This is a genomic window from Methylonatrum kenyense (assembly GCF_023195885.1).
Lineage (GTDB): Bacteria > Pseudomonadota > Gammaproteobacteria > Nitrococcales > Aquisalimonadaceae > Methylonatrum > Methylonatrum kenyense.
In genome coordinates, this window is sequence record NZ_JALPKO010000023.1 from 1 (window position 1) to 8,569 (window position 8,569).

General features: G+C 58.4%; 7 protein-coding genes. All 7 read right to left on the reverse strand.

Going from position 1 to position 8,569, the window contains the following annotated elements:
- Nucleotides 1-1,107, reverse strand: a 1,107-nt coding sequence (locus tag M0534_RS13615) for a TolC family protein (RefSeq protein ID WP_248568991.1), incomplete at its 3' end; no start/stop codon positions are given.
- A 702-nt stretch (nucleotides 1,108-1,809) separates the two neighbouring features.
- A complete protein-coding gene (locus M0534_RS13620) occupies nucleotides 1,810-3,720 on the reverse strand; it encodes a cytochrome c biogenesis protein ResB (RefSeq protein WP_248568992.1) in 1,911 nt (636 codons plus the stop codon).
- A 224-nt stretch (nucleotides 3,721-3,944) separates the two neighbouring features.
- Nucleotides 3,945-4,514: a superoxide dismutase family protein gene (locus tag M0534_RS13625; RefSeq protein WP_248568993.1), complete on the reverse strand. Its 570-nt coding sequence runs from the start codon at nucleotides 4,512-4,514 to the stop codon at nucleotides 3,945-3,947.
- A gap of 13 nt (nucleotides 4,515-4,527) precedes the next feature.
- The gene (locus M0534_RS13630; protein ID WP_248568994.1) at nucleotides 4,528-4,893 is read right to left on the reverse strand and encodes a c-type cytochrome; all 366 of its coding nucleotides are present in this window, start codon (nucleotides 4,891-4,893) and stop codon (nucleotides 4,528-4,530) included.
- 190 nt (nucleotides 4,894-5,083) lie between these two features.
- Nucleotides 5,084-6,325: a hypothetical protein gene (locus M0534_RS13635; RefSeq protein WP_248568995.1), complete on the reverse strand. Its 1,242-nt coding sequence runs from the start codon at nucleotides 6,323-6,325 to the stop codon at nucleotides 5,084-5,086.
- Between the two features lie 757 nt (nucleotides 6,326-7,082).
- Nucleotides 7,083-7,355 (reverse strand): IS3 family transposase, encoded by a 273-nt coding sequence (locus M0534_RS13845; RefSeq protein WP_486875123.1) that lies wholly within the window; start codon nucleotides 7,353-7,355, stop codon nucleotides 7,083-7,085.
- A gap of 80 nt (nucleotides 7,356-7,435) precedes the next feature.
- Nucleotides 7,436-7,561 (reverse strand): hypothetical protein, encoded by a 126-nt coding sequence (locus M0534_RS13745; protein ID WP_282571463.1) that lies wholly within the window; start codon nucleotides 7,559-7,561, stop codon nucleotides 7,436-7,438.
- Between the last annotated feature and the right edge of the window lie 1,008 nt (nucleotides 7,562-8,569).

Sequence of the window (8,569 nt, forward strand, 5' to 3'; positions counted from 1 at the left end):
GCGGTAGGCCTGTTCCGCCGCTTCCACGTTATCCGCGGATCCCGCCAGGAGGCGCTCAGTAAAGCGCTGCTCCCGCTCGCGAAGCCGCTGCCAACGCGCCTGCTGGGTGCCCAGGGCCTGATTCAGGGTACGGCGCTGTAGCTCGCGATCATGCTCGGCCGCATGCGCCTCGCGCCGGCTTGCGGCCACATCCCGATCCTGGCGATTGCGTGTGAACAGAGGCAGATCAAGCATCAACATCGCGGAGAGGCGATCCGGGTCGCGTACATCCCGGGTAGCCATTCCGTAGGTGACCTCCACCGACCACTCCGGCCGGTAACCCTGACGAGCCAGGTCCACCCCGCGACGTTGGTCGGCGACCACCAGGTCCTCAGCCTGCAACAGGGGATGATGGTCAATGCCACTGTCATCCGGCACCCCCAACTCCGGCAGTTCGTCCGGGAATGGACGTCGGGCGGCCTGGGGCCCGATCCAACGGGCCAATGTCGTCTCGGCCTCGGCCTTATCCGCCCGGGCTGCGGTCAGCCGATCCTCCAGTCGGTCTAGTTCGAGCTCGGCACGGATCACGTCCTGGCGGGAGACCTGGCCGGCAGCCAATGCCCGCTCGGTAATCTCGAGTAACTCCTCGAAATGGCCGCGGTTGGCCTCCAGCAACATTACGGTTCGATGTTGCCTGTAGAGCCGCAGATAGGCCTGCCGCACCGCGTTGAGCGCCGCTCGTTCGGCCTCGTCGCCACGGGCGTTCGCCTGCCTCGCCTGCAGGTCCTCGCGCTCGCGGCGGAGATTGCGCGTCTGACCGCGAGGAAAGGTCTGGCGCAGCCCAAGCCTGAGCTGCGTCATGTCGTCCCCGTCCAGCCGCGGGCGGTTCGCGGGAAAGTCCATCAACTCGGTGATCAGCATCGGGTCGGGAAGGGCGCCAGCGGCGACTGCGGACTCCTCACGGGCGACAGCCCGCTCACGGTAGCCGGCAATGGCGGGTTCTTCCTGAAGGGCGAGATTCTCTGCCTCTTCCAGCGTCAGAGGGGGCTGGGCCAACGCCACGACCGGCGCGGCGACCAGCAGAAAGCCGATTAGAACCCATGGCCTGGGTGTGTTTAGCCGGAGCATTCGGATATTCCTCGACCTGGGGGGCCCAAAGCGAGCCCCGCGTTCGTCTGGTGGCGTTGCGGATGTGCCGCCACCGTTACGTACGGTCAGCAGCAAAACCTGACGGCACCGGAAACGAGCGCAGCACGAGGCTGCACGGTGCTCAGAAGGGAAGCTGCCGCCCTACAATCAGGCGAGGAGAAGTCTGGGAGGTCGGGGGTCGAGCGCGGGAACGCGGGATGGCGGCTGCCCGACAGGTAAGGCTGTCAAGGCTGGCAGGAGCCGAACGGGATTGAAAACGTCAGTGGCTACGGCTGCTACGCAAGTAACGCAGGCGGCACAACTGCCCGACTGGCCACCAGCAGGCAGCTGCCCACATATGTCGCCCGGATCACCAGACGTGATTTCCAAGGCGCCAGCACGATCATGCGTGCCATGGACATCGCTCCACGCATGGTCCTGGGGCAGCAGAATCAATGCGACGGCGAGTAGCGAAACCATGAACCATGCAAAGCAGGAACGCGCCATGATCGAAGTATGGCACAAGGCACGCAGCGCGCCGGTTGATTGAGATCAAACAATAGCAAGGCAGCAGTTGGCGAGCGGAGGAGCTGCGGCATTTCCTGGGTCATATCGAGCTGGCCGGTTATGCCTGACCGGTGGTGTCCACTGCACCGGGGGAAGTCCAGTCCTGAATTTTCTGCATTTTGAACCCGCAATCAGTCACGATAATCGCCGATCGAGCAACTCACTCACGCGCTCGAAAACCTTGCGCAGGCCATGCGGATCGCGCTGGCTTGTGGCAGCCGCCAGCAGGTAAGTGCGCTCGCCATCCCGGCGCACCCGACACCACACGCGACGATGGGCGGTGTAAAACATCAGAAAGACCCCGATAACCAGCAGGAAGAACCCCGCGTAGACAATGTTCTGGCCTGGGGCTCTCGTCACCTGGAGGCCGGTTGCCAACGTCCCTTGATAATCCTTCAGTTGCATCAGGGCCGGGATGTCGAGATTCGACAAGGCATCCACTGACAGGAGGGCGTCTTCGAAGAACACACGGTCGCTCTCGGAAACCACTCCGGCGGAACCTCCATCTTCCTCGAGCAGTACCGATCCGTAGCCCTGCCATAGCGTTGCGAGGACCAAATCATGGTAGAAGCTCGCGTCCTCCCCGAACCTAGACGCTATGTTCTCCTCGACTGCCTGCATTCCCGAATCCATCAGCTCAGCCACGAGTTGCCTGGCCACCTCCACAAGCCTCTCCCTCTCCTGCGGCTCTGTCCCCATCGCATCGAGCGCCAGCATGGCAGCTCGGGCCACCGCGTCGGGATCATGCAACTCGGAAACGAAGTTGGAAAAGCGGGAAAGCTCGACATTGGCGTCGAGGGGGACATACATATACTGGAAGTCCTCGCCAACGGCTGTGCGCACTCCCGTTACATAAAAATAACGGCCACCAAGTCGCTGGGGCTCCATGTAGGTTTCGAACTCTATGCCCTCGCCTGTCGGACTACGCATGATGTAGTTGATGTTGGGACCAACCTCCGCCATTCGCTCGCCACCATCTTCATCGGGAAGCGGCTCCACGTTGGACTCGGTAAAGTCTTCGAATTCGATGCGCCAGCCCTCCGCTGATTCCAGTTCCTCAGTCTCGAAAACCTGGGAGGTGAAACGGCTGTTCGATGTCTCGCCGAGCGACCACGCCTTGAGGGACAGGTGCGAGCCCCCGTCACTGAAACTGTTCTGCAGAACCGAATAACCATCATGGATGAGCGGCCTGTTGACGGAAATGGTCGTTTCCTTCGGCTCATCCAGATCGTCACTCCTGAGAATCACGTCCGTCTCGAAAGAGCGCACCTCGCCAGTGTCGTATCGTTCGACTCGGAACTCCTTCACGTCGAGTTCGAATGGCAGTCCCTGGATTATGTATCCCTCGCCCACGGGGACCGCAACGGCATCGGCCTGCGTGCCCTCGGGGATCATCACCGTTCCACGGAATCCGCCCCTGCCGGGCGGAATCCGCATGTCATCGTCAATCTCAGCCAGGCTCCGGTCTTTCGTCTCCACGGGAATGGCGCCCATCCAGTACTGGATTTGCTGCGCGGGATTTCCATCAATCAGTCCGCCAATGCTGATCACCACAATCGAGAGATGTGTGAATATGTAGCCAAGGCGGTTGCTCGCCCCGCTCATCGCCGACACGATCCAGCCTTTGTCATCGCGCTTTAGCCGAACTCTGAAACCCAGTGTGCGAAGCGTCCGCGCCGCAACATCGATTATCGCCTCCGGTGGGCCATCGACACGCCACTCGCGATGATTTTTCAGCGCTCTGAGCGATGCTTCCCTCTGATGCTCCCTGAAGTTGCTCAACTCCCGAAGCATTGATGGCGAATTCCGGACGAGGCAGATAAACGTCGACGTAACCAGGAAAGCCAGCAGGAAGAGAAACCAGGGAGCACGATAGACGTCGAACAGCCCCAGACGATTGAATGTCTCGTACCAGAATGGCCCGAACTGGACCAGGTAATCTTCATGGGGTTGCCCCTGCTCTACCAGGCTGCCAACCACCGAGGCAATCGCCAAGCTCACCAGGAGGGTGATCGCAAGGTTCATAGAGCCGATGAACTGAAGCAATACGCCCGTGAAACTCCGGTTCCGCTGGAGGCGCTTTTCCCGCGAGCTAAGGAGCGAAGACATATGGATCTCTATTCAAGGTTGGCGATCGGTCGAGGCGGCATTAAACACTCGACCTGCGCGGGCAACTTCAAGAGCTACCCGGCGCAGGTCGAAGCGTCAAACTTAGACTCATTCCGGCACGGTGCAGGCCGCGGTTGTCGCCGGAATGAGGGCGGCTCCTACTACTGCTGCCTGATCTCCGCACAGGCGATCGGGCGACCGGCCCCGCCTACAGGCTGCGTGTAATGGTCGTCAGGATTCTCATGGATGATGAAACTCGCCCCGTCTTCACCCAGCAGCTTTTCCCCGATTGAGCCGTCGAGGCTTGCAAAGGTGGTGAAAAGCTCGTATTTGAGAACGCCTTCATGCACATAGATGCTCGGCAGATCGCCCGCGTGTGGTCCATCTGGGTGCATCAAGCCGTGCATTTGGCCAGCTTCCCCGTCATGGACGTGCCCCCCCGCATGCGGGAATCCGTGTTCGGGATCACTACAATCACCCCGCTGATGCATGTGGATGCCGTGGAACCCTGATCCCGGAGCAACGTTTTCCAGGTGCAGCATGATCAACATGCCGTGTGGCCCCTGAATCAGCTCTGCACGGCCGATCCCCTCCCCTTCGGTATTGATGAAGTCGGCCACGGCAGTCGGCTTATCATAATCGTAGGGTAACGATTCTGCCCCGGCCAGGGACCAGCCCGCGAAGAAACCGACAAAAAGCCCGAAAACAAGCCCATGTTTGATGCTCGACATGACAACCCTCCCCCTACTGCTCTGCAAGTTCTTCCAGCAGGCCCAATTCGTGCAGCATGTATTTCACTGCCAGCCGGACCTCTTCCTCGTCGGGTCCGCCCTGCGGCGGCATATTGCCGAGACCACCGATGGTGTTCTGGACAAGCGGATCAATCGAATCCCCCAATCGATTCTCCCATTCGTCAGGCCTGTCGACCCGTGGAGCACCTGCCATCCCCGAGGCGTGACACATCATGCATGCCTGCTCGTAGGTCTGCTTGCCGACAGCCAGATCATCCTCGTCCATCGCCTGAGACACGGCTGGAATGCTCAGGACCAGGATGGAAACGGCGCTAGCGCTTACGGCCAGAACTTTTCCTCTGATTATGTTACGCATCATTCTCGATCCTCATTTGCGACGTTTACTAACCTTTCAACAAGCGACTTCAGGTCACATCACCAGTCCCGCTCCTTGCATATCGCGCATTGCCCATGGAACTACCTCCGCTTGCTGAAAGGTTAGTAGACGATGAATTCGAACACCGCCGGCCGGGGGTACACCCCGGCCGGCGATCTCGTGATGGGAAGCCCTAGAAGCCGATGTCATACCGGATCCGCGCAATGGTCCCGTCGAAGTCGTCGAAGTCGTCGTCCCTGAACTCCACATCGAACCCCAGTCGGGCATTGGGTGCGAACAACCAGGAGACGTTCGGGTTGATCGAGGTCACCCTCCCAGACTCCACGAGATCGTCCTCACCTCTCGAGTAGTCATCCCGATAGTTGTATCGCCCGAAGGTGGTTCCGTAGGCCCAGTTGCCACGTAGAAAGGTGGCTGAGACGAACCAGCCCCGGTGATCGATATCGTAGTTTTCAAGCCCACCGGCGGCACCGACATCCCCCCGAATTTTCTGCTCACCGATGAGATATGCACCCATCACATCGGCAGACCATTCGTCGGTGATTTCCCATTGGGCGGCGGCATCGATCCCCATTCGTGTGCCTTCATCCGTGGCCTCGTCAGCGGTACGAGAGCGGTACTGCTGCTCAGCCGCACTGAACCAGAAGGCACCAATGTGCGAATCTGCGAACGGGGTTTCGTACGCGAAGCGCACACCGAAATCACGCAACTCGCCCTCGTCCCCCGATGTATCGAAGGCACCGGCGCCAAGATAGATATTGTGCCCGTAGATATAGGCCAAGCCGCCGGTTCCTCGGTTACGCAGTGCACCGCCGCGGAAGTCATTCCGGTCATATTCGGTGATGAGGCTGCGCTGGAGCTGGTACCCGGCACCGCGTCCAATGGTGTCGTACGGGTCTGCGCGACCGAAGCCGACGTTCCCGCCGGTGAGCCCGAGCGTCCAGTCACCAAACTCATTGGCAAGCGTCACCTGGGTATCGGTCCCACTACTGTCGCCAATATTGACGTGCAACCCCATGTACTCCGTCAGGCGGCCGGACACGTAGAAGCGACTGCCATCGGCAACCCCGACGGTGACACTGTCATCGTCCTCGGAGTTGTAGTTGACATCACCGCGCAGACGCCCGCCGATAGGCATGTGTTCGATGATATTGGCGTTCGCGAGAAGCGGCCGCGCGGTCATCCGATAACCAGAGATCTTGAATTCCCGTCCGAATTGCGTGAGACGGGGAGCATGCGTATGACACGCCGCACAAGACTGCCCTGTTTGCCTGGCGAAACTTGGCACGGCCTCGGCGTCTTTTGGAATGACTGTCAGCGTCCCGGCCAAAACCGCGGCGAATAATACTGCGGGCACCCTCATTGGCCACATAAAAGCCCGGCGCCAGCCCTCTATATTTCTGGAATTTTCCATTGTCCCAACCACCAAGTTAATTGTGAAACATGAACTTCCAGCCCCCCAATAACGGGCTACATAAACGAAACGTCTCAGCACCAGATAAGAGTTCTCCCCTCTGATTAACCTCTAGTGACTGACGTCAGAAAGACAAAGACTTACTATTAACCCCCATGAACTTAGACAAGAAATGATAAAATAAGCAATAAAAACAAGCGGTTAAAAAAACAAACAATCGATAATCGTAAGCTAGCCATTAATAAGGAAGCTCGCTTCAAATACTTTGAATGCGTATTTTGTTTGTTGCCGTCAAATAATGCTTTGATTCGATTTATCGACTCCGCGTTACAAGTTGAAGAACGACGTCTTGAGCCTACCCATTACGAAATCCAGAGCCTTGACCTATATCAAGAGATGTCACGAATGGAGACGAGCTTCCGCGAGACGAATAATCTCTGGGCCTGGAAAGTCGCCACCGGTGTGCTGACCGTGGAGAGGGGGCGGAGGCTTGTACTTCCGGCAGGACTATCTGCCGCTGGGGGAAGGAATACGCGGAGCAGCCACTGCAACACCTGTGTATGGCCAAGCGCTGCGGGTTGCGAAGCTGCGGCTTAAGTGGCTGGTCCGGACACGCGCCGGCCGCGGCGACATACGCAGAGCATCATCCAGGTGTTCGTTTCGGAAGCGACCATTGCAGCTTTCGATGAGGGCGTACTATGTCGGTTTCCCGGGCTGGATCAGTTTCAGCTGAATGCAGTTGTCATAGGCCCATTGGTCAAGCGCCGTGCCGCACTGGTCGGTTCAGCGGTTCACGATCAAGGGCGACACCATGGCATCGCTTGCGTTTGCAAACCGCAGTTGCCATGGCTTGGTAAAGCTGTAAGACCGTTTCGTGGTTCACCGTGACGCCTTCCCGGCGCCGAAGCGCATGTATGCGCCGATAGCCAAACCGGCGACGTTGCGGCGCCAGGTCGACTGTGCGGGACCGCAACGCCGCTTCACTGCCTGAGGTCTTTGATTGGCACCGGAATACCGAACGGGAGATCATCACAAGCCAACATGAGCTGCGCTCGGGAACGGTTGTGTGACGGCATATCACCGCAGCGGTCGAGCGCCTGGCCTGCCGGGTCAGTACTTCCCCGACAGGGCAACCTTGAGTGCTTCCTTGTCCAGCATCGACACAGCCAGGAGTTTCTTCAGTCGGGCGTTCTCGGACCCCAGCACCTTCAGGTGCTTCGCATCAGAGATCTCCATGCCGCCGAACCCCCGGAAGACGTCGTCGACGACCTGGATGGCTACACCGGTGCGACGATCAGAACAAGCAAAGTCATCTCTGCAATGCGAGACGGCTTGAATCGAGGGATCTACTAGGTCTAGCGTCAGATCATGGGTGCTTGTTGGTTCCGTCGTAAACGTCGGGCGCGGGTCCGTTCATCACCTCGTCAATCGTGTCTTGCGTGGAGCTGATCCACCCGCGTCGCTCTTGGAAATCCCACCAGTCGTTTGGGCTTGCAAGGCACGCTTCGCTCATCTGGGGTCACCAGCATCAGTTGCGTTCCGCAGTGAGCCGGCTCGGGTATCGCGTGGGGTTCGTGGTCTGCGGATTAGCTTTATGTTCCCGGTATGTTTGGCCGTCGATATCGCTACGGTTTGGACTCGCTTGGCAAAAGTCCAAATATTAATTAAATTAAATACACTGCTTTTATGGGATTTTGCGGTTCTTACCAGAGGAGTCGAAAATTCACTCTTCGACTGGAAAAATATGCACCGAATGGCCTTATATTCGATGAAGTCAATTTTGTTTAGTTGGAAAAATCACGCAAGCGATTGATTCATAAAGGGTAGAAATTCACTTTTGAACTGGAATTACCAGTATGTCGATTATCGTTAGGGATGAGAACTTTCTCTGCCGTGAGCATTCCGCGTCGACATGGCACGGGACGGCATCCGTGCAGCCGTTAATATCCTAGCGGCAATTCGTTTTTCTCGTTCAGTACCAGGCTCGGACATGGAGAGCGATTTTCGATGAAAACCGCGGACATGGGGTCGCGCGTTGTTTACGACGACCGTCAGCAAGTACCTCTGCGGCCCCAAAAGTAATGGCTTTCGCGCTCGACGAACCGCCTCGGGGGCTCCCTGCCCTGCTCGATCCGCCATATCCATTCCAAGTTTGGCAACGAAGTCGAAAACCGGATTTGCGGGACGGCTTAGCCGCCGAAGTCGTAGCGGAAGCCGGCGTAGAAGGCGCGGCCGATGATCGGC

Coding starts and splice junctions, on each gene's coding strand:
- M0534_RS13845 (WP_486875123.1), bottom strand. CDS start 7,355: ATGATCTCCCGTTCGGTATTCCGGTGCCAATCAAAGACCTCAGGCAGT.
- M0534_RS13630 (WP_248568994.1), bottom strand. CDS start 4,893: ATGATGCGTAACATAATCAGAGGAAAAGTTCTGGCCGTAAGCGCTAGC.
- M0534_RS13625 (WP_248568993.1), bottom strand. CDS start 4,514: ATGTCGAGCATCAAACATGGGCTTGTTTTCGGGCTTTTTGTCGGTTTC.
- M0534_RS13745 (WP_282571463.1), bottom strand. CDS start 7,561: ATGGAGATCTCTGATGCGAAGCACCTGAAGGTGCTGGGGTCCGAGAAC.
- M0534_RS13635 (WP_248568995.1), bottom strand. CDS start 6,325: ATGGAAAATTCCAGAAATATAGAGGGCTGGCGCCGGGCTTTTATGTGG.